This window comes from Janthinobacterium sp. 1L-D-8-B-C4, assembly GCF_057291295.1.
The window spans coordinates 121231-139260 of record NZ_JBXAVX010000002.1; the positions used below are offsets into that span (position 1 = coordinate 121231).

The following is an 18030-nucleotide window of genomic DNA, read 5'->3' on the forward strand; positions in this document are numbered from 1 at the left end:
GCTTATTCAATGATCAGCTTGCCTACCATGACTTCACTGAACGGCTTTTCCATCTGCTCGCGCTCATAGCTGACAGTGAACGCCTTGTTGATCTGCTCGGCGTACTGTTCCACCGTCATGGTTTGCGCCTTGTCCATCGAAAAACTCGACAGGGTGCTGACGGCGATCGAGCGCATCAGCGGCAAATGCGATTTCGCCAGTTTTTCATTCTCTTCGGTGGTGGCGATCACCAGGTCGGCCGACAGATAATGCGTGTCGGTTTCGCCGGGACCGTGGCGCAGCATCACGATGACTTTGTCGAGCGTGAGGAATTTGCGCGCTTTCTTGCCGGTCGCCGGCGGCGGCAGTGGTTTTGCTGCGGCCACCTCGCCGTGGCCGGCCACCGGCTTGGCCAGGTACCACATGGCGCCGCCGGCCGCACCGGCGGCCAGCAGGGCCACCAGCACGAAGCCGCCGATCAGTTTGACTTTTGTATTCATCAGTTGTATTCCCGCTCATGCATGGCAAAGGTTGTGCCGTATCGTGTATCGGCAGGCGTGCCGTCGGACAGCGCGCGTCCCGGTTCGGCATCATCCTGCTGGCGTCCTGGCTGACGCTGGCCGCGGGCATCGCCCTCGGCAAACGCCTGCGCGGCCGGGCTGCGCGGCGTGGCGCTGATATTCACGGCCACCTCGGTGTACTGGCGCTGCGCCAGGTCATTGCGCATGTTTTCGCCGATACCCTGCAACTGGCGCAATACTTCCGTGTTCGAGGCCGAGAGGTTCACTTGCAGCATGCCGGCCGTGTGGCGGATGGAAATGTCGATCCGGCCCAGCATCGGCGGATCGAGGCGGATTACCGCGTGCTCGCTGTTGCGTCCGATCTGCGTCTGCAGGCGTTCGCCCAGCGCTTCGCGCAGCGGTTCCTGCCATTGCTGGGCTGTACCGTTGAGTTTGATGATATCGCCGCCCTGCGCGGGTAGCGTACTGGCCGCAGCCGGCGTCGTCAGGCCCGGGCCGGTGGCAGGCGCCACTGCGGCTGTGTTGGAAGCAACGTTGCGTTCGGTGTCCATGCTGGCGGCGTTGCTGGCAACAGGGGCGGCAAACGATGCGCCGGCCGTGCTTGCCTTTGCCGGCATGCCGGCAATATCGGCCGGCCCGGAATGCGGGCGTAGCGCCGGCCGGGCATCGACGGTGGTCTCGGCAGCAACGGTATTGCTGACAAATGTATTGCTGACAAGTGTATTGCTTACAGGCATGGATGGCAACACGGCAGCGGCTGGCATGCCTGGCTCGGCGACGGTGGCGGGCTCGAATGCCGCAGCCGTCACATCGGGCCTGGTCGATAGGACAGGTGGCGGCGTACTGCCTGGAATTGCCGGTGCCACGGCAGGGGGCGCGGACAGGACGGCGCTTGCGGCCAGGTCGTCCGTGCCAGAGGCGGGTGCCGCTGGCACGCTGCCAGGCGCGAACGTTGCAACGGCAACTGGCGTGATGGCCGGAATGAATGTTGCCGCAACAGCAGGCTGCACGGCAGTAACCGGTGCTTCCACGGCGGCCCGCATGGCTTTGCCGCGAGCGGCAGGCGCTGCGGTTTCCGTTTCGCCAGCCGGCGCAGGCATGGCCGCAGCCAGTGGCTCGCCCAGTTGGGGCGCGGGTACCAGGGTGCCCAGTTGCGCATTGAACTGCATGGCGACCGGCCGCACTGCCAGAGGCGTGGTGGTCGTCGCGGTCATGCCCTGCAGTGCGCCGGCAACGGCGACGTGCTGCAAAGCTGCGTGGGTGGTTTCCGGTGTCGCTGCCGCGGTGGCGGCAGGAGCCGGCGTGGCGAGGGGAACGACCGTGGCCGCTGGCGCCACTGCCACAACCGGAGAGGTTGCCACAGTTACCGCGGTTGCCACAGTTGCCGCGGTTGTCACAGCCGGAGCAGCAGGAATTGATATCGCAGCAGTGGCAGGCGTGGCGTTGACTGGCGCGATGGTGGCCGTCCGCGTTACAGCAGGCTCCGCGGTAACGACGGCTGCTGCGACTGCGACCGGGGCGGTTGTAGCAGAGGTCGCGGCAACCGGCGCTGTGCCCGGTTCTGCCGGGGTGATCGTGGCCGGTGCCGCCATGTCGTTGCGCTGGTCATGGTCACTGCCGTGCCGCAGTGGCACCGCTGGCGGTGCCGCTGTCACCTGCGCGGGCAGCCATGGCGCGGCCATGGACTGCAAAGGGATTTCTTGCGGTAACACGGGCAGGCCATCGGCCGGCGGCTGCTCGGGTTCGTCCGTCTTCGCGGGTGCGCCGGTAGCCGGACTGGCGGACTGCGCGGCGTCGCCCAAGGCGTCCGCAAACAGCGGCCGGGCCGGGGCGGGACGAATGCCGGGCAGCACAGGTGGCAGGGCAGGTGGCAGCGATGTCACTGTCGGGCCTGCGTTAGTGTCGCCAGTCATGGGAGTGCCGCCGACGGTCACCGCTGCCATCGTGCCGAACAGATCGGCTGCGTTAAAACCCGCCACGTTGAGATTGTTAGTGATATTCATGCTTGATTTCCATCTTGATACATGTCGCTTTCCAGCGCGTAGGCGACCCAGCCTTCCTGCTTGGAATGGATTTCGCCCAGTTGCAGGCCCAGCCTGTGCTTTTCGGCGGAGCACAATTGAAACGCGCGCGCATGCGCCGCACGCAGCGTGCGCAGCGCTGCCTGTTGGTTCGCGTTCACGCCGGCCGGTTCGGACAGCAGCGCCAATTGGCGCGCCAGGCGGCGGTCCAGCAGATCGAGCGCAGCCCAGTCCTGCTGGTCGGCAGCGGCCTGGATCTCACGCGCGAACTGCAGCAGCAAGGTGCTGTTATCCATGTTTGGCCTGGACGCCCAGCCAGCCCTGCTTGATGGTGGTGAGCAATGTCGTCACTTCATCGACCAGCGTCGGGTCCAGGTTGACGCCGGCCAGGTACAGGCGACCGGTGCAGTATTCATACAATCGCCCCAGGTTGGCCACAACTTCGCCACCCTGTTCGAAGTCGAGCGAGCTCGACAAACCGTTGAGGATTTCCGTGCATTTGTTCAGGCTGACCGCCTTTTGTTCATAGCGCTTGCCGACGATATGTCCGCGCGCGCGCGCCAGTTCTTCCAGCAAGCCGTCGGTGAGCAGCAAGACCAGCTCGACTGGCGTGGCGCGCGAGGTCTGCGCATCCAGGTTGACGGCGTGGTAATCACTGTAGGCATCGTGGTTCATCATTTTCTTTCACTTTAAAATGCTGAGACTGGCAAGCGGCGCCAGCCTCTATTTGGACTTGTCGTCGCCAAACAGGGCATCGAACATACTGGTCGTTTGCGCCATCCGCTCCTGCAAAATTTGCAGGTCAGTAAATTGCGCCTTGTAGCGGTTGTACATGGTCGTGTAATCGGTTTCGAACTTGGTCTGGCGGTCTTCCAGCGTTTTTTGCAGCTTGGCGACCGAGGTTTCGCGCTGGGCCAGCTGGCCGTTGCTTGAGGTCCAGATTTCAACGAATTTGTCGAGCTTGCCGGCGATGCCACTGGGCGCGCTGCCCGAATTGTTGCCGATGGCTTTGTCCAGGCCGGTTGGATTGGCTCTCACCGCCGCCTCAAGTTTGGTGGTGTCCAGCGCCAGGGTGCCGTTGCGCTGCGCCGTGATGCCAAACGTGGCCAGCGCGCCGGTGGCGGTTTCGCGCAGGGTGCGCACAAGCTGGTCGCGCAGCACGCGCACGCCGCTGTCGGTGGCAAAGGTGCCGGCGGCCTTCTGCGACGCCGGATCGCCCGGGTCGGTCAGGCCGTCGAGCACGGCCTTGAGCTTGTTGTAGGCGGCGACAAAGCTTTGCGCATTGGTGGCGGTGGCCGAAGTGTCGAGCGCCACCGTCAGGGTGATCGGTGCGTCGCCGCTGGCCTGCGCTTTGGTAAAGGTCATCTTCACGCCGTCGATATTGCTGAAGGTATTCGACGACTGCTTGACGCGGTTGCTGATATCGCTCGGGTCGGCAGGCTTGCCGCCGACCCATATAATCGCATCCTCCGCCTTCACCAGTTCCTTCGGCGCCGCCGCCAGGGACGTTTTCAGGTCGCCGTTGACCATCGCGCCTGCGTCGAGCGACAAGGCGCCTTCTTCGCCGCTGACGTTTGACGTCAGCACCAGCTGGGCAATGCCGCCGATGGTAATCACGGAGGCGGTGACGCGCGAATTGTTCTTCGGTTCGGCATTGATGGCGGCGGCAATTTCCTTGGCCGACAAGGTCAGGTTGCCATCGATATTGGCCTGGCTCAGGTCGACCGTGAAATCGCTGTTGTTGGCCAGTTTGATTTTCAGATTGCCGTCGCCGCTGGCGGGCACCGCACTGCCGCCGATGCCGCCGAGCGAAATCTGGTTACTGGTGGCCACTTTTTCCACGAACAGCGAATAGGTGCCGGCCGCTGCGGAGGCGCCGGCCGTGGCGCTGCCGATCGCGGTATTGCTGAAGGTGGCGCCCTGCGCGACCATAGTCTTGCCGCCGGTCAGTGACAGCAGGCTGGACGTGAAGCTGGTCAGCGCCATCTTCATGTTCGTCAGGCCAGCCGACGTTGCCGTTGCAGCCTTGGTCTGTTCCGTGATGCGCTTCTGCGCTTCGGCCGTGTATTTGTCGGTCAGCGCCTGTGCCGATGCGGTCGGATCATAGGTATTCGATGAATTGGTGGTAATGGCCATGTCAGACTCCTAAAATTAGCATGCAGGATATACACAATGACAAGGCGACCAAATATCGTCTTTTCTGAAATTATTTCTGCAAAACATCATTTTACCTGTCCGCGGAACCAGAATTGGGTCGCCAGCTCATCCTGCCGCTTGGCATCCATTCTCTGTTGCTCATGCGCAACGACGCGTTGTTTTTGCGTCAGTACCTGGTCCAGCACTTCCCGTTTGGCCCAGGCCGTGTTGAGGGCGCGCTGCGACACCGCCATATTGGCTTCGTGCAGATGCAGGTCGGTACGGTGCTGCTGCGCCAGCTCCATCACCGACTGCTTGAAATTGCCGCAATTGACCGACAGCGCCAGGTGCAGCGCACCGCTGGGGCCGCTATCGGTGTACAGGCTGGTCAGGCGGTCCAGGTTTTTCTGGTAACGGTCGCGCACGGCCGTCTGCGCGGCCATTTCGGTTTGCAGGCGTTCCACTTCGGTGCTGCGCAGGCCGACCAGGGTGGTCAGGTTGCGGATGGTATGCGAGTTGCTCATCAATATGCCTAGGACATGATCTGTTCAAGTTGGCTGATGCAGGGGGCCATCGGCGCTTCTTCCTTGGTGCCCTGGCACAAAAATGCTTCGATCTGCGGATGCAGCTGCACCGCGCGATCGGTAATCGGATCGGCGCCCGGCACATAGGCGCCCAGCGGGATCAGGTCGCGCACGCGCGCATGGCGCGCCATGGCAGCTTTCAGGCCGCGCGCCGCCTGCATGTGGGCCGGTTGTATCACCTGCGCCATGCAGCGGCTGATCGAGGCGGCCACGTCGATGGCAGGGTAGTGGCCCCGTTCGGCCAGTTCACGCGTGAGCACGATATGGCCGTCGAGAATCGCGCGCGCCGTGTCGACCACCGGGTCCTGCTGGTCGTCGCCCTCCGCCAGCACGGTGTAGATGGCGCTCATGCTGCCATTCTGGTGCGCGCCGTTGCCGGCGCTTTCGACCAGTTGCGGCAAGTTGGAAAATACCGATGGCGGATAGCCGCGCGTGGCCGGTGGTTCGCCCAGCGCCAGCGCCACTTCGCGCAGTGCCATGGCGTAGCGCGTGAGCGAGTCGACCAGCAGCAGCACATGTTGGCCCTGGTCGCGGAAATGCGCGGCGATCGAATGGCACAGTTCGGTGGCCATGATGCGCATCAGCGGCGATTCGTCGGCCGGCGCGATCACCAGCACGGCTTTTTTCAAGCCTTCCTCGCCGAGCGACTTTTCGACGAATTCGCGCACCTCGCGGCCGCGCTCGCCGATCAGGCCGACCACCACCACGTCGGCCACGGTCTGGCGCGTGATCAGGCCCAGCAACACGCTTTTTCCCACCCCGGAACCGGCCATCAGGCCCACGCGCTGGCCTTTGCCCAGGGTCAGCATGCTGTTGATGGCGCGCACACCGACGTCGAGTGGCTCGACCACCGGCTGCTTTTTCAGCGGATTGATCTTCGGCGGCGAGACGTCCAGCACATGCTCGCCACCGAGGCGGCCCAGGTCGTCGATCGGCTCACCGAGCCCGTTGACCATGCGGCCCAGCCAGGACGGTCCGATCTGCAGGCTGGCCTTGTCGGGCAGCGGCAGCACGCGCGCGCCGGTGGTCAGGCCGGCGGCCTTCTTGAACGGCATCAGGTAAGAGACTTTTTCGCGAAAGCCGACCACTTGCGCGTCGAGCCATTCGCCGCTGACGGTTTCGATCTGGCAGCGCTGGCCCGTGTGCAGCTTGCAGCCTGCGCTTTCGAGCAGCAGGCCGGAAGCGCCCACCAGGCGGCCGGTGGGCGTGGCCACCGGGATGTCGCCCATCTCGAAACTGCGCAGCGTGTCGGCGATCATGCAGGCGCGCCCTGGTCGGCGTGTTCGGCGGCCAGCGCCAGGTGGCTGCTGACCTGGTCCATGCAGGCGGCCAGGCGCTGATGGCAGCCAGCATCGACTTCATTGTCGCCGGCCTTGATGCGGCATTCGCCGGCGTCGAGGCGGGCGTCGGCGATCAAATTCCAGCGCTTGGCGCGCTTCGGATCGAGTTCGCTGATGCGTTTCAGTTCTTCCGGGTTCAGGTAGACGTCGATTTCTTCGCGCGTTGGCGGCATCGAGGCCAGCGTCTCGTCGACCAGCGCCAGCAGCTGCACCGGCTGCAGCGCCAGTTCGGCGCGGATCACCTGGCGCGCTACCTTGGCCACCAGATCAACCACTTCCTTGCGCTGGGCGGCGCGGTAATCGGCGCGCACTTTCTTCAGGTCGCGCAAAATCGCGTCGACCGGGCGCGCCAGCTTGTCGAGCGCCACCAGGGTTTCGTTGCGGCCTTCTTCGCGGCCCTGCACCACGCCGTCGTTGCGGCCCGAGTCATAGCCGTCCTGCTGGCCGCGCACCAGGCCCACTTCATAGCCGTCGCGCTGGCCCTGCTCGAAGCCTTCCGAGACCGAGGCCTGCCACTGGCCGTCGGTGTCCTCGGAACTGGCGCGCTGGCCGGCGGCGATAAATTGCGACAGCGGCGGAAAACGGTAGGTGCGAAAAGGCTTCATTCGATCACCGCCTCGGCAAACAGCTGCACTTCGATTTCGCCGGCGTCGGCCAGACCCTTGACGGTGGCCATGATTTCCTGGCGCGTCTGTTCGATGCGCGACAGCGGCACGGGACCGGAGCGGCGCATCATGTCTTCGAAGCTCTGGGCCTGGCGGCGCGGCATGGTTTTCAGCACCGCGTCGCGGATCGCCGGCTCGGCACCCTTGAGGGCAATCGCCCACTGTTCCATCGGCACGTCTTCCAGGATGCGCGTGAGCGTGACATCGCTTTGCGTGGCCAGGATCAGGAAGTCGTACATGCTCAGTTCGATTTCCGACACCACCGCCGGGTCGTGCGCGCGCAGCAGTTCGACCAGCGCGGCGCGGTTGCCCGGCATGCGGTTGAGGATTTCGGCGGCCTGGCGGATGCCTTCGACGCTGGTGCTTTGCGTGTCGAGCGTACCCAGGCAGCGGCTCACCAGTTCGTCGAGTTCGACCAGCAGGTCGCGGTCGATCTCGTCCAGGCGCGCCAGGTTCAGCAGTACCAGATCGCGTCCCTCGACGGGCAGGGCATCAAGAATCTGGCCGGCCAGCGCCGGCGGCAAAAAGGCCAGGAACACGGCCTGCATCTGCACATGCTCGTTGACGATGTATTCGGCTAGCCATTTCGGCGAGGCCCATTGCAGGCGCGCCATTTTCGGGCGGATCGCGTCGCCGTAGATATTGTTCAGCACGCTATTCGCGATATCGCTGCCCAGCGCCATGTCCAGCGAGCGCTTCAGGTAGCTGCGCGAGGCGCCATGCACGCCACTTTGCTGGCGGTAGTCGTCGAAGAAGGTTTGCATGGCCGTCTTCACGGCTTCGACCTTGATGCCGCTCATGCGCGACATCACCTGCGTCACTTCCAGCAATTCTTCGCGCGACAGGCAGCGCAGCACGGCCGCCGCCTGTTCCTCGCCTATGCTCAGCAACACGATGGCCGCCTGCTCGACCGGCGTCAGGCTGGCGTTCTCGTCATCCTGCTCGTCGGGGAAATTATTGTTGTTGAATTCGGCCATTTTTCTGCATCCATTGTTTGACGACTTCGGCGACACGTTCCGGTTCTTTTTCCGCCAGCACTTTCAAGTGGTCGACCATTACGTCGACGGCCGAACCAGGCGGTGGCAAGTTGTAGTTTTCCAGCAACGGCACCACCGGCATGCTGTCGCCAGCCGCCTTCGCCGTGCCTTCCAGCGCTGGCGCGCCAGTTGCGCCAGGTACGCCGCCAAGCGAAGGCGTGGTTGCCGCGGCACCGGCTGTGTCGCCTGCCGCCGCGACCCCATTGCCGGCCAGCGCCATGGCCGGATCCAGTGTCTTCAGCTCCGGCGGCGCCAGGCGCGTGGTCAGCAGGCGCAACAGCGGACGCAGGACCAGGAAATAGCCCAGTACGGCACCCAGCGCATACAGCAACCAGCTGCTGAAGTCGACCACAGTATCGCGTTCTTCCCACCACTGCGCCACTGGCTGCTTGGCAGGGAAGGCGAGGGCGGTCAGGCTCAGGCTGTCGCCGCGCTGGGCGTTGATGCCCAGGCCGCTGCGCAGCATTTTTTCGATATTCGCCAGTTCGGCCGGGGTCCAGCCGGTTTTTGCGTCAGGCGCTGCCGCGCTGTTGAGCACCACGGCCACGCTGAGTTTTTCCAGGCGGCCACGGCTGCGCTTGATCTGCGTGATGCTGCGGTCGTAGGCGTACTGGCGCGTGGTGGCGTTCTTGCGGGCGGTGCCGTCTTCGGGTTTAGGTGCGCCGCCATCGGCGGGCGCTGCCACACCGGTCGGGCCGGGTACGGCGGCCGCTGGCGGACGGTTCGACAGGCTGCCCGGAATGCCGGCCACGGTGCGGTTGCGTTCCTGTTCTTCGCGCATCGCTTCACTGGTCACTTTAGGTGCTTCGCCGTATTTTTCCAGGGTTTCCTCGACCCGGTCATTGTCGACCGCCGCTGTCACGCTGAGCTTGAAATTGTCTTCGCCGATGACCGGGCCAAGCAGGCCCGTCACGTTGCGGCGGATCTCATCCTGGTAGCGTTTGGCGCCCTCATTGCCGGCCGCCGAGGCATCGAAGCCGTCGGCCAGGTCAACGTGCGCGGACAACAGGTTGCCGCCCTGGTCAACCAGGCTCACGCGCGTTGGCGCCAGGCTGGCCACGCTGCCCGAGACCATGTTGATCACGGCGGCGATCTGTTCCGGCGCCAGCGTGCGGCCTGGCTTCATGGCCACCACGATCGAGGCCGACGACTTGTCGCCATCGCTGGCAACAAAGGAAGTGGACTTGGCGATCGACAGGTGTACGCGTGCCGAGGCGATCGCATCCATGGTCATGATGCTTTGCGCCAGTTCGCCCTCCAGGCCGCGCCGGAAGCGCACGTCCTGCACGAATTGCGACACGCCCAGCGGGTCGTTCTTGTCCATCAGTTCCAGGCCGGCCGGCAGCTGCGCCGTCACGCCTTTCGAGGCCAGCAGCATGCGCACCTTGCCCAGCATGGCGTCGGGCACCAGCACCTGGCCGCTGTCCGGATGCAGGCGATAAGGAATATGTTCGGCGTCCAGCGTGGCCATCATGTCGGTTACTGCGACTTTTTCGCGTGCGCCAAACACCGGCTTGTAGTTGGCCTGGTCACGCCAGAAGTACACCATGACCAGGGCAGTGATGCCGATGGCCAGAACAACGATGGGAACCAGGTTTTTCAGCAGGGCGGGCGAAACAGCGGGCTGGGCGCTGACGCGCCAGCGCGCAAATGCGGACTTCAGGGGGGTAATCACGTGTATAACTTTCGCTTGGAGGCTGGGCGTGGTGTGAGCGTATTACAGAGGCAATTTGATCAGTTCATCGACGGCGCCCATGACCTTGTTGCGTACTTGCATCAGCATGGAGAAAGACAGGCTCGCTTCCTGGCTTGCCAGCATGGCACCGACCAGGTCGTCGCTTTTTCCGCTGTCAACATCGCTCATCTTCTGCGCTGCCATGCGGTCATCGGTGTTGATCTTGCTGAAGGTGTCCTGCATGGTTTGGGCGAAGGAAAAACTTGCCGGCTCCTGCGCACCGAAGGTTGCTGCCGGAGCGATGCTCGTTCCCAGGGCGCGCGCATCGTTGCTTAATGCGGCCAGGTCGGCCTTGATCATTCCTGCGAGTTCGTTGCTCATCTTGCCCTCTAATTATCTAAATGCGCTGTGGTTCAATCAGAATTACTGGTGTTGCGATGTTGCCTGGTCCGCCAGTACATGGACCCATCAGTTTTATCAGTTGCCACGCCACGCAATGCGAGAACGATTTTCAAGCAAACCCACACTGTTTTATGCAATATGTTTGCATCGCCATGAGAATAATATTCAACCGATAAAAGTTTCTCGAAGTGGCTAACTAAATTACCATCAGGAATCAAATCAGGAGGTCGAATGGCGCGCTGCAAAACGATATTTTGTAGGCGGAAGCTTACCTCGCGGCAACTATAAAGTAAAGCTCGGATTACCCCATGCTTATATTGATCCATGGCAATATTCACGAATTTACTGTATCGTTCAGCACCGTGGGGATCTAACATTCAGCCTGTAGGCGCCATTGTTTTTTTGCATCTCGCCGTTGATGCGCTGATTTTTGCCTGGCCTGCAATGGCAAGCTGCCGGTCCATATGCGCTGTATATGCGCTGTATATAAGCCGCATGCAAGTTCAGGCGATCCCGTATAATTTGCTCTGCCACCGCAACACCGACACGACCCACATGATAACTACCAAGACAGATCAAACTTTGCGCCATCAAGTCCTCGATTCCTGTCTGCTTGGGCGTCCTGTCCACTTGTTGCACGTCTTCGGCGCGCAATTGCGCGACGATCTGGCGGCCGGCCTGCGCCTGCCCATGAGCCGCCGTTACTGGGGTAATTTCCAGATCGACGACGTCAGCTTGTCGCGCGTTGACAACGAAGACGGCAGCAACCGCTGGCTCAGTTTCAGCACGCCTGCGGGACAGGCCGGCTTTTCCCTGCAACGCCAGATACTGCTGTCCGTACTCAACTATCGCTATGGTGGCGCTGGTGCGAACGGGGCTGTCAAGAGCGCCCCGGTCGACCCGGCTCAAGTGCGCTTGACCGCCACGGAAGAACGTTTGGCTGTGGTTCTGGGACAACAACTTATCGCCAGCCTGTTTTCACGCATTCATAAAAACCTGCAAGCCGTCGGCAAGGCCAGCAGCATCGATCCCGCTGCCGAGTTGCCAGCGCAGGCCGGCGTCCGCCCTGCGCGCGGCAGCTGGGTCGTCAGCGTGGCCGTCAGCGACGTTGAAGCCGGGCAGAGCGGCCAGATCTGGTTCTCGCTGGACAAGCAACTGATGGCCGATGTGCTGCGCGGCCTGCTGCCCGAACGGGCGCAGGCGAAAAAGGCGCTGCGCAGCGTGCGGCCACTCGCTTCACGCTTGCAGGTGACCCTGGAGGGAAGGCTGGTCAGCAAGCAGGTGCAGCTGGGCGCCTTGTTCGACCTGCGCGTCGGCGACGTGATCCCGGTCAGCCTCAGCCGCACCGATGTCATGCTCGACGATTCGCGCCTGTTTACCGCTGCCGTTTCCGAGCACAAGGGCAAGCTCTGTTTAACCTCATTTGAAGATGTTGAATAACATGAATATTACCGATACCAACCAGAGCGAAACCTTGCTGGAAGACCTGGGCGACGAGATGATCATCGACCAGAACGAAGTGAGCGAGGTCAGCAGCACGCGTGCGCGGCGCGACATTCCGCAGATGATGCGCAAGATTCCCGTGACCCTGACGCTGGAAGTGGGCTCGGCCCGCATTTCGCTCGAAGAACTGATGGCGATCGGCCCGGACAGCGTGCTCGAACTCGACATGCTGGCCGGCGAACCGCTGGTGATCAAGGTTAACGGCACGCCGATCGGCCGCGCCGAAGTGGTGGTGGCCGGCGAGAACTACGGCCTGAAGGTAATCGATCTCGATGGCCTCAATCTCGACCTGATGACAGCATGAAGCTGGCGGTAACCGGCTGGCACCGCCACCGTGGCGTGCTGGCCGCGGCGCTGGCCGCGCCGTTGCTGATGATGGCGTGCGCCAGCGCCGGCGCGCAGGATCTGCTGGCCGGCGTGGTGCCGGGTGCGAAGACCGATCTGTCGGTCAAGATGCAGATCCTGGTGGTCATGACCTTGCTCGGGCTGTTGCCCGTGATGGTCATGATGATGACCAGCTTTACCCGTTTCGTGATCGTGCTGTCGCTGTTGCGCCAGGCGCTGGGCCTGCAGCAGGGCTTGCCCAACCGTATCGTCACCGGCATCGCCCTGATCCTCACCTTGCTGGTGATGCGGCCGATCGGCGAGCAGGTGTGGAAGGATGCCTTCGTGCCGTACGACCGCGACCAGATCGGCCTGCAGCAGGCCCTGAAGGTGGCCGAGGTGCCGATCACGCGCTTCATGCTGGCGCAAACGAGCAAGGCCGCGCTGGCGCAGATCGCCCACCTGGCCGGCGAGCCATCGACCATGCGCCCGCAGGACCACAGCTTTACCGTCAAGTTGGCCGCTTTCGTGCTGTCTGAGTTGAAGACGGCGTTCCAGATCGGCTGCATGCTGTTCATTCCGTTCCTGATCATCGACCTGGTGGTGGCGTCGGTGCTGATGGCAATGGGCATGATGATGCTCTCGCCGCTGGTCATCTCGCTGCCGTTCAAGCTGCTGCTGTTCGTGCTGGTCGATGGCTGGACCCTGACTGTCAACACGCTGGTCACCAGCATACAGGCCTATTAAATGCTGACGCCGGATGTTGCCGTCGACCTTGTCATCGAAGCGCTGCATATCGTCATGCTGCTGGTGGTGGTGCTGGTCGTCCCCGGTTTGCTGATGGGCTTGGTCGTGGCTCTGGTGCAGGCCGCCACGCAGATCAATGAACAGACGCTGAGCTTTTTGCCCCGGCTGCTGGTCACCCTGCTGGCGCTGATCCTGGCCGGGCGCTGGATGTCGGGCTACCTGATGGATTATTGCGTGTCGATTTTTCAGCGCGCCGCCACCCTGGTTGGCTAGCGGGCGCGCGCATGAACGAGATTTTCAACCAGGTGCTGCCGTTCCTGCTGGCTGTATGGTGGCCGTTCTGCCGCATCCTGGCCATGCTCAGCGCCTCGCCCGTGATCGGCGACGCCACCGTGCCGGTCACCGTGCGCATCCTGCTGGCGCTGATCCTGGCGATCCTGATGCTGCCGGTGATGCAGGCCTCCGGCGCCAGCCGCGAACTGCTCGCCATCGACCCCTTGTCGCTGTACGCGATTGTCGCGACCCTGGAGCAGGCCGTGATCGGTTTTGTGCTGGGGCTGGCGTTTCACTTTGCCATGTCGGTCATGTCGGTGCTGGGCTTTGTGGTATCGAGCCAGGTCGGCTTTTCGATGGCCGTCATGAACGATCCCCTGAACGGCACCTCGTCCGACGTGATCTCGGGGCTGCTGACCATCCTGTGCATGATCGTGTTTTTCAGCGTCGACGGCCACCTGGTATTGACCGGCGTGATCGGCGCCAGTTTCAAGGCCTGGCCGGTGGGGCAGGGCTATGGTCCGATGCTGCTGCAGACGGTAGCGTACAACGTGGCGTGGATTTTTGCCGCCGCCATGCTGCTGTCACTGCCGATCGTGTTTTCCACCATGGTGGTGCAGCTCGGTTTTGGTTTCCTGAACCGCGTGGCACCGTCGCTGAACCTGTTTTCGCTGGGCTTTTCGATGATCACCGTGTTTGGCCTGTTGATGCTGGTACAGATCGTCAAGTTCATTCCCGAGCACTATATTGCCATGACCAACCGGGTACTGGATATGTTGCAGGAACAGATGCGGGTGGCCCATGGCGGATAACAGCAGCGGCGACAAAACCGAAAAGGCGTCACAGCAGAAGCTGAAGAAGTCGCGCCAGGAAGGGCAGGTGGTGCGCTCGCGCGACCTGTCGACGGCGCTGGGCATCCTGATCAGCATGAAGCTGTTCGTCTATCTGCTGCCCGGCTACCTGGAGTCGTTCCGCCAGCTGTTCGCCATGTCGTTCATGCCGCTCGACAGCACCGGCGCGCTCGACAATGCCATGTCGACCGCCTTCAGCACTTCGGTGGGCCTGCTGATCAAGATGATCTTGCCGCTGTTCTGCGTACCGTTCTTTGTCGTGCTGGGCTCGTTGATCCCCGGCGGCTGGGTCATCAGCACCAAGAACTGGGCGCCGAAGATGGAGCGCCTGAGTCCGGCGAAAAACCTGGGCCGGCTGCTGACCCCGAAGCATGGTTTTGAATTCGGCATTTCCATCGCCAAGGCGGTGGTGCTGGGCATGGTGCTGGTGCATGTCAGCCGCTCCAGCCTGGCGCAATACGTGGACCTGCAACACCGGCCATTGCAGCAGGCCATGCTCGATGGCTCGGCCTTGATGCTCGATGGCCTGATGGCGCTCATTTCCGTATTCATCCTGTTTGCCATCATCGACGTGCCGGCACAGGCGTTTTTCTTTGCCAAGAATCAGCGCATGAGCAAGCAGGATGTGAAGGAAGAACACAAGAGCAGCGAAGGGCGGCCCGAAGTGCGCCAGCGCATTCGCCAGTTGCAGCAGCAACTGGGCCGGCGCAGCGTGCGCAAGACGGTGCCCGACGCCGACGTGGTGATCGTCAATCCCGAGCATTACGCAGTCGCCCTCAAGTACGACCAGGACCGCGCCGAGGCGCCGTTCGTGGTCGCCAAGGGAGTCGATGAAATGGCGCTGTATATCCGCCAGGTGGCGAAGGAACACAATATCGAAACGCTGGAACTGCCGCCGCTGGCGCGCGCCATCTATAACACCAGCCAGGTGCAGCAGCAGATTCCGGTGCAGCTGTACCAGGCCGTATCGCAGGTGCTGAACTACATCCTGCAACTGAAAGCATTCCGGTCCGGGCAGCGCGCTGCCCAGCCGTTGTTACCCACCGAGATGGCCGTGCCATCGAATCTGAGCGAGGTTGTACCGTCATGAATTTCCTGAACCGACTGGTTGCCGAGATGCGCCGCCACAAGTTCGCCACGCCAATGTTCCTGTTGGTGATACTGGCAATGATCATCTTGCCGCTACCGCCGGTGCTGCTCGATATCTTGTTCACATTCAATATCGTGCTGGCCCTGATCGTCATCCTGGTCAGCGTCTCGGCCAAGCGGCCGCTCGACTTCTCGGTCTTTCCGACGGTGATCCTGGCCACCACCATGCTGAGGCTGACCCTGAACGTGGCTTCGACGCGGGTGGTGCTGCTGCACGGCCATACCGGCGCGGACGCAGCCGGTAAAGTGATCGAAGCGTTTGGTAACGTGGTGATCGGCGGTAACTTCGTGGTCGGTATCGTGGTCTTCGTGATCCTGATGATCATCAACTTCGCCGTCGTCACCAAGGGTGCGGAACGGATTTCCGAGGTGTCGGCGCGCTTTACGCTGGACGCCTTGCCGGGCAAGCAGATGGCGATCGACGCCGACCTGAACGCCGGCCTGATCAACCAGGAAAAAGCCCAGCTGCGCCGCAAGGACGTGGCCGCCGAAGCAGACTTCTATGGCGCCATGGACGGTGCCTCGAAATTCGTGCGCGGCGACGCCGTCGCCAGTATTTTGATCCTGATCATCAACATGGTCGGCGGCGTGGCGATCGGCTCGCTGATGCACGACCTGTCGTTCGGCGACGCCTTCCGCCAGTACGCGCTCCTGACCATCGGTGATGGCCTGGTGGCGCAGATCCCGGCGCTGCTGCTGTCGGCCGCGGCCGCGATCCTGGTAACGCGCATCAGCGATTCCGGCGACTTCGAGCAGCAGGTGGCAGGGCAGGTGCTGACCTCGCCGACGGTTCTCTTCAGCGCGTCCGGCATGATGGTGGCGCTGGCCCTGATCCCGGGCATGCCGTGGTTCATGTTCATGACGTTCGCAGCGGTGCTGGCTTTCGTGGCCTGGCGCCTGACGCAGCGGCACATCAAGGCGCCTGATAATTCGGGCATGGCGGCGATCGAAGCGGCCTTGCTTGGCGATAAACCGGCCGAACTGGAATGGCAGCAATTGCCGGCCGTTCAGCCGCTGATGGTGATGCTCGGCTATAAACTGGTGGGCATGGTCGACAAGACGCAGGGCGAGCCTTTGAACAAGCGCGTCAAGGGCGTGCGCCAGAGCCTGTCCGAAGCGATGGGTTTGTTGTTGCCGCCGATTGGCGTGCGCGACGATCTGGCGCTGAAACCGTCGCAATACACCATCATGCTGTCGGGCACGGTGGTGGCCCAGGCCGAAGTGCAGGCCGACCGCCTGATGGCGATTCCGTCACCGAATGTGTATGGCCAGCTCGACGGCATTCCCGGTATCGAACCTGCCTACGGCATGCCGGTAACCTGGATCGAGCCGGGCGCGAAAGCCCATGCGCTGGGCATGGGCTACCAGGTGATCGAGGCGCCGAGCGTGATCGCCACGCACTTGTCGAAGATGATCCGCGAGTACCTGCCGGAGCTGTTCCGCCACGAAGACGTCTCGAACATGATGGAACGCCTGAGCGCGCTGTCGCCGAAACTGTCGGACGCGCTTGGCAAGGCGCTGACGCACACGCAGCTGCTGCGCGTGTTCCGCGTGCTGCTGGCCGAGAATGTGTCGCTGAAAGATATCGTGCCGATCGCCACCACCTTGCTCGACAGCTCGGAAACCACCAAGGATCCGATCCTGCTGGCGGCCGAGGTGCGCTGCGCGCTGCGGCGCCAGATTGTCGGCGGCCTGTTCGGGCAAAAGCTGGAAATGCAGGCATTCAACCTGGGTGGCGAACTGGAAAACATGCTGCTGGGGTCGTTGAACCAGGCGCGCCAGTCCGGCAAGGTCACGCTGGACAATTATCCGATCGACCCGCACCTGCTGTCGCAACTGCAGGTGAACATGCCGGTCGCGCGCGAGCAGATGAAGCAGCAGGCCACGCCGCCGCTGCTGCTGGTGCTGCCGCAGATCCGTCCGCTGCTGGCGCGCTATGCGCGCCTGTTCGCGCCGGGCCTGCACGTGCTGTCGTATAACGAGATTCCGGAAAACCGCGAAGTGAGCATCATCGGCACGGTGGGTTGACTCGCCGGGCCAGGCCATGGCGGCTTGCCGATTCTAAAATAATTGCCCCTGTTTTGATGCTGTAGTAACATAGCTACATTATCCAATCACGCGAGGTGTTGCCATGACCATTACCACCTTATCGAGTCGGGAGTTCAACCAAGGAGCGAGCGAGGCAAAACGCGCCGCAAACCATGGCCCGGTGTTCATTACAGACAGAGGCCGGCCAGCGCATGTGCTCATGAGCATTGAGCTTTATCAGCGCATGACCCGAAATCACAAGAAGATTGCTGATTTGCTGGCGATGCCGGACATCGCTGATGTTGATGTTGAGATTGTGCGTTCGCGTGATCTTGCACGACCGGTAGACTTTTCCTGATGTTCCTGCTTGATACCAACGTGATTTCCGAGCTGCGAAAAATTCGCATGGGCCGAGCTGATAAAAATGTAATGCAGTGGGCCGACAGTGTGGATGCCGCAGACCTGTATTTGTCGGCCATCACCGTGCAGGAATTGGAAATGGGGGTGTTGTTGCTTGAGCGCCGGGACCCTCCACAAGGCGCTATTTTCCGGACCTGGTTCGAGAGTCATGTTTTGCCCGCCTTTGCTGGCCGCATCCTGCCGGTTGATACAGCCGTTGCACAGCGTTGCGCAGCGCTTCATGTACCCGACCCGCGTCCAGCCATGGATAGCCTGATTGCAGCAGCTGCGTTGGTTCATGGCATGACCTTGGTAACGCGAAACGTGGCGGATTTTCTATTATCCGGCGTGGCGATCCTCAATCCGTGGGAGACACCGGAAAACCGGTAGGTCAGT

General features: G+C 62.3%; 21 protein-coding genes. 9 read left to right on the plus strand and 12 right to left on the minus strand.

Annotated elements, in window-relative coordinates; translation table 11 throughout:
* Nucleotides 1–2: 2 nt before the first annotated feature.
* From AC0Z42_RS03600 to AC0Z42_RS03655, 12 genes are all read right to left on the minus strand, one after another.
* Nucleotides 3–479 (minus strand): flagellar basal body-associated FliL family protein, encoded by a 477-nt coding sequence (locus AC0Z42_RS03600; RefSeq protein ID WP_485466877.1) that lies wholly within the window; start codon nt 477–479, stop codon nt 3–5.
* Entirely contained in the window at nt 479–2503 is a 2025-nt protein-coding gene (locus AC0Z42_RS03605; protein WP_485466878.1) for a flagellar hook-length control protein FliK, read from the minus strand. The genes AC0Z42_RS03600 and AC0Z42_RS03605 overlap by 1 nt, the downstream gene beginning before the upstream one ends.
* Nucleotides 2500–2817: a hypothetical protein gene (locus AC0Z42_RS03610; RefSeq protein WP_485466879.1), complete on the minus strand. Its 318-nt coding sequence runs from the start codon at nt 2815–2817 to the stop codon at nt 2500–2502. The genes AC0Z42_RS03605 and AC0Z42_RS03610 overlap by 4 nt, the downstream gene beginning before the upstream one ends.
* Nucleotides 2810–3199 carry a flagellar export chaperone FliS gene (fliS, locus tag AC0Z42_RS03615; protein ID WP_485466880.1) on the minus strand — a complete coding sequence of 130 codons (390 nt, stop codon included), beginning with the start codon at nt 3197–3199 and terminating at the stop codon, nt 2810–2812. The genes AC0Z42_RS03610 and fliS overlap by 8 nt, the downstream gene beginning before the upstream one ends.
* A 45-nt stretch (nt 3200–3244) precedes the next feature.
* Entirely contained in the window at nt 3245–4657 is a 1413-nt protein-coding gene (gene fliD, locus AC0Z42_RS03620; RefSeq protein WP_485466881.1) for a flagellar filament capping protein FliD, read from the minus strand.
* An 86-nt stretch (nt 4658–4743) separates the two neighbouring features.
* A complete protein-coding gene (locus tag AC0Z42_RS03625; protein ID WP_485466882.1) occupies nt 4744–5181 on the minus strand; it encodes a flagellar export protein FliJ in 438 nt (145 codons plus the stop codon).
* An 8-nt stretch (nt 5182–5189) separates the two neighbouring features.
* On the minus strand, nt 5190–6500 hold the full coding sequence (fliI, locus tag AC0Z42_RS03630) for a flagellar protein export ATPase FliI (RefSeq protein WP_485466883.1): 1311 nt from the start codon (nt 6498–6500) through the stop codon (nt 5190–5192).
* A complete protein-coding gene (gene fliH, locus AC0Z42_RS03635; protein WP_065306498.1) occupies nt 6497–7186 on the minus strand; it encodes a flagellar assembly protein FliH in 690 nt (229 codons plus the stop codon). The genes fliI and fliH overlap by 4 nt, the downstream gene beginning before the upstream one ends.
* Nucleotides 7183–8223 (minus strand): flagellar motor switch protein FliG, encoded by a 1041-nt coding sequence (locus tag AC0Z42_RS03640; protein ID WP_485466884.1) that lies wholly within the window; start codon nt 8221–8223, stop codon nt 7183–7185. The genes fliH and AC0Z42_RS03640 overlap by 4 nt, the downstream gene beginning before the upstream one ends.
* On the minus strand, nt 8201–9958 hold the full coding sequence (gene fliF, locus AC0Z42_RS03645; RefSeq protein ID WP_485466885.1) for a flagellar basal-body MS-ring/collar protein FliF: 1758 nt from the start codon (nt 9956–9958) through the stop codon (nt 8201–8203). The genes AC0Z42_RS03640 and fliF overlap by 23 nt, the downstream gene beginning before the upstream one ends.
* 42 nt (nt 9959–10000) lie before the next feature.
* Nucleotides 10001–10339 (minus strand): flagellar hook-basal body complex protein FliE, encoded by a 339-nt coding sequence (fliE, locus tag AC0Z42_RS03650; protein WP_485466886.1) that lies wholly within the window; start codon nt 10337–10339, stop codon nt 10001–10003.
* A 32-nt stretch (nt 10340–10371) separates the two neighbouring features.
* A complete protein-coding gene (locus tag AC0Z42_RS03655) occupies nt 10372–10686 on the minus strand; it encodes a hypothetical protein (protein WP_485466887.1) in 315 nt (104 codons plus the stop codon).
* On the opposite strand from AC0Z42_RS03655, the gene AC0Z42_RS03660 reads away from it, so the two are divergent.
* The 9 genes from AC0Z42_RS03660 to AC0Z42_RS03700 all read left to right on the plus strand — a co-directional run bounded on the left by AC0Z42_RS03660 (nt 10685) and on the right by AC0Z42_RS03700 (nt 18024).
* Complete coding sequence (locus AC0Z42_RS03660; protein ID WP_485466888.1) at nt 10685–11800, plus strand: FliM/FliN family flagellar motor switch protein; 1116 nt, start codon at nt 10685–10687, stop codon at nt 11798–11800. The two genes, AC0Z42_RS03655 and AC0Z42_RS03660, sit on opposite strands and share 2 nt — an antisense overlap.
* Before the next feature lies 1 nt (nt 11801).
* Nucleotides 11802–12167 carry a FliM/FliN family flagellar motor switch protein gene (locus AC0Z42_RS03665; RefSeq protein ID WP_485466889.1) on the plus strand — a complete coding sequence of 122 codons (366 nt, stop codon included), beginning with the start codon at nt 11802–11804 and terminating at the stop codon, nt 12165–12167.
* Nucleotides 12164–12934, plus strand: a complete 771-nt coding sequence (fliP, locus tag AC0Z42_RS03670; RefSeq protein WP_485466890.1) for a flagellar type III secretion system pore protein FliP — start codon at nt 12164–12166, stop codon at nt 12932–12934. Before AC0Z42_RS03665 ends, fliP begins: the two co-directional genes overlap by 4 nt.
* The gene (fliQ, locus tag AC0Z42_RS03675) at nt 12935–13207 is read left to right on the plus strand and encodes a flagellar biosynthesis protein FliQ (RefSeq protein WP_485466891.1); all 273 of its coding nucleotides are present in this window, start codon (nt 12935–12937) and stop codon (nt 13205–13207) included.
* A gap of 11 nt (nt 13208–13218) precedes the next feature.
* Entirely contained in the window at nt 13219–14019 is an 801-nt protein-coding gene (locus AC0Z42_RS03680) for a flagellar biosynthetic protein FliR (RefSeq protein WP_485466892.1), read from the plus strand.
* Entirely contained in the window at nt 14009–15148 is a 1140-nt protein-coding gene (locus AC0Z42_RS03685) for an EscU/YscU/HrcU family type III secretion system export apparatus switch protein (RefSeq protein WP_485466893.1), read from the plus strand. The genes AC0Z42_RS03680 and AC0Z42_RS03685 overlap by 11 nt, the downstream gene beginning before the upstream one ends.
* Nucleotides 15145–17235, plus strand: coding sequence for a flagellar biosynthesis protein FlhA (locus tag AC0Z42_RS03690; RefSeq protein WP_485466894.1), 2091 nt, complete (start codon nt 15145–15147; stop codon nt 17233–17235). Before AC0Z42_RS03685 ends, AC0Z42_RS03690 begins: the two co-directional genes overlap by 4 nt.
* Before the next feature lie 103 nt (nt 17236–17338).
* The gene (locus tag AC0Z42_RS03695) at nt 17339–17593 is read left to right on the plus strand and encodes a type II toxin-antitoxin system Phd/YefM family antitoxin (protein WP_485466895.1); all 255 of its coding nucleotides are present in this window, start codon (nt 17339–17341) and stop codon (nt 17591–17593) included.
* Complete coding sequence (locus AC0Z42_RS03700; RefSeq protein WP_485467308.1) at nt 17590–18024, plus strand: PIN domain-containing protein; 435 nt, start codon at nt 17590–17592, stop codon at nt 18022–18024. Before AC0Z42_RS03695 ends, AC0Z42_RS03700 begins: the two co-directional genes overlap by 4 nt.
* The last annotated feature ends 6 nt before the right edge of the window (nt 18025–18030 follow it).

Bases quoted from the DNA above. Each gene is read 5' to 3' on its own strand.
- fliD (WP_485466881.1), bottom strand. From the start codon at position 4,657: ATGGCCATTACCACCAATTCATCGAATACCTATGATCCGACCGCATCG.
- fliP (WP_485466890.1), top strand. From the start codon at position 12,164: ATGAAGCTGGCGGTAACCGGCTGGCACCGCCACCGTGGCGTGCTGGCC.
- fliI (WP_485466883.1), bottom strand. From the start codon at position 6,500: ATGATCGCCGACACGCTGCGCAGTTTCGAGATGGGCGACATCCCGGTG.
- AC0Z42_RS03625 (WP_485466882.1), bottom strand. From the start codon at position 5,181: ATGAGCAACTCGCATACCATCCGCAACCTGACCACCCTGGTCGGCCTG.
- AC0Z42_RS03610 (WP_485466879.1), bottom strand. From the start codon at position 2,817: ATGGATAACAGCACCTTGCTGCTGCAGTTCGCGCGTGAGATCCAGGCC.
- AC0Z42_RS03600 (WP_485466877.1), bottom strand. From the start codon at position 479: ATGAATACAAAAGTCAAACTGATCGGCGGCTTCGTGCTGGTGGCCCTG.
- AC0Z42_RS03665 (WP_485466889.1), top strand. From the start codon at position 11,802: ATGAATATTACCGATACCAACCAGAGCGAAACCTTGCTGGAAGACCTG.
- AC0Z42_RS03680 (WP_485466892.1), top strand. From the start codon at position 13,219: ATGAACGAGATTTTCAACCAGGTGCTGCCGTTCCTGCTGGCTGTATGG.
- fliQ (WP_485466891.1), top strand. From the start codon at position 12,935: ATGCTGACGCCGGATGTTGCCGTCGACCTTGTCATCGAAGCGCTGCAT.
- fliS (WP_485466880.1), bottom strand. From the start codon at position 3,199: ATGATGAACCACGATGCCTACAGTGATTACCACGCCGTCAACCTGGAT.
- AC0Z42_RS03640 (WP_485466884.1), bottom strand. From the start codon at position 8,223: ATGGCCGAATTCAACAACAATAATTTCCCCGACGAGCAGGATGACGAG.
- fliH (WP_065306498.1), bottom strand. From the start codon at position 7,186: ATGAAGCCTTTTCGCACCTACCGTTTTCCGCCGCTGTCGCAATTTATC.
- AC0Z42_RS03605 (WP_485466878.1), bottom strand. From the start codon at position 2,503: ATGAATATCACTAACAATCTCAACGTGGCGGGTTTTAACGCAGCCGAT.
- AC0Z42_RS03690 (WP_485466894.1), top strand. From the start codon at position 15,145: ATGAATTTCCTGAACCGACTGGTTGCCGAGATGCGCCGCCACAAGTTC.
- AC0Z42_RS03695 (WP_485466895.1), top strand. From the start codon at position 17,339: ATGACCATTACCACCTTATCGAGTCGGGAGTTCAACCAAGGAGCGAGC.
- AC0Z42_RS03685 (WP_485466893.1), top strand. From the start codon at position 14,009: ATGGCGGATAACAGCAGCGGCGACAAAACCGAAAAGGCGTCACAGCAG.
- AC0Z42_RS03660 (WP_485466888.1), top strand. From the start codon at position 10,685: ATGGCAATATTCACGAATTTACTGTATCGTTCAGCACCGTGGGGATCT.
- fliE (WP_485466886.1), bottom strand. From the start codon at position 10,339: ATGAGCAACGAACTCGCAGGAATGATCAAGGCCGACCTGGCCGCATTA.
- AC0Z42_RS03655 (WP_485466887.1), bottom strand. From the start codon at position 10,686: ATGGATCAATATAAGCATGGGGTAATCCGAGCTTTACTTTATAGTTGC.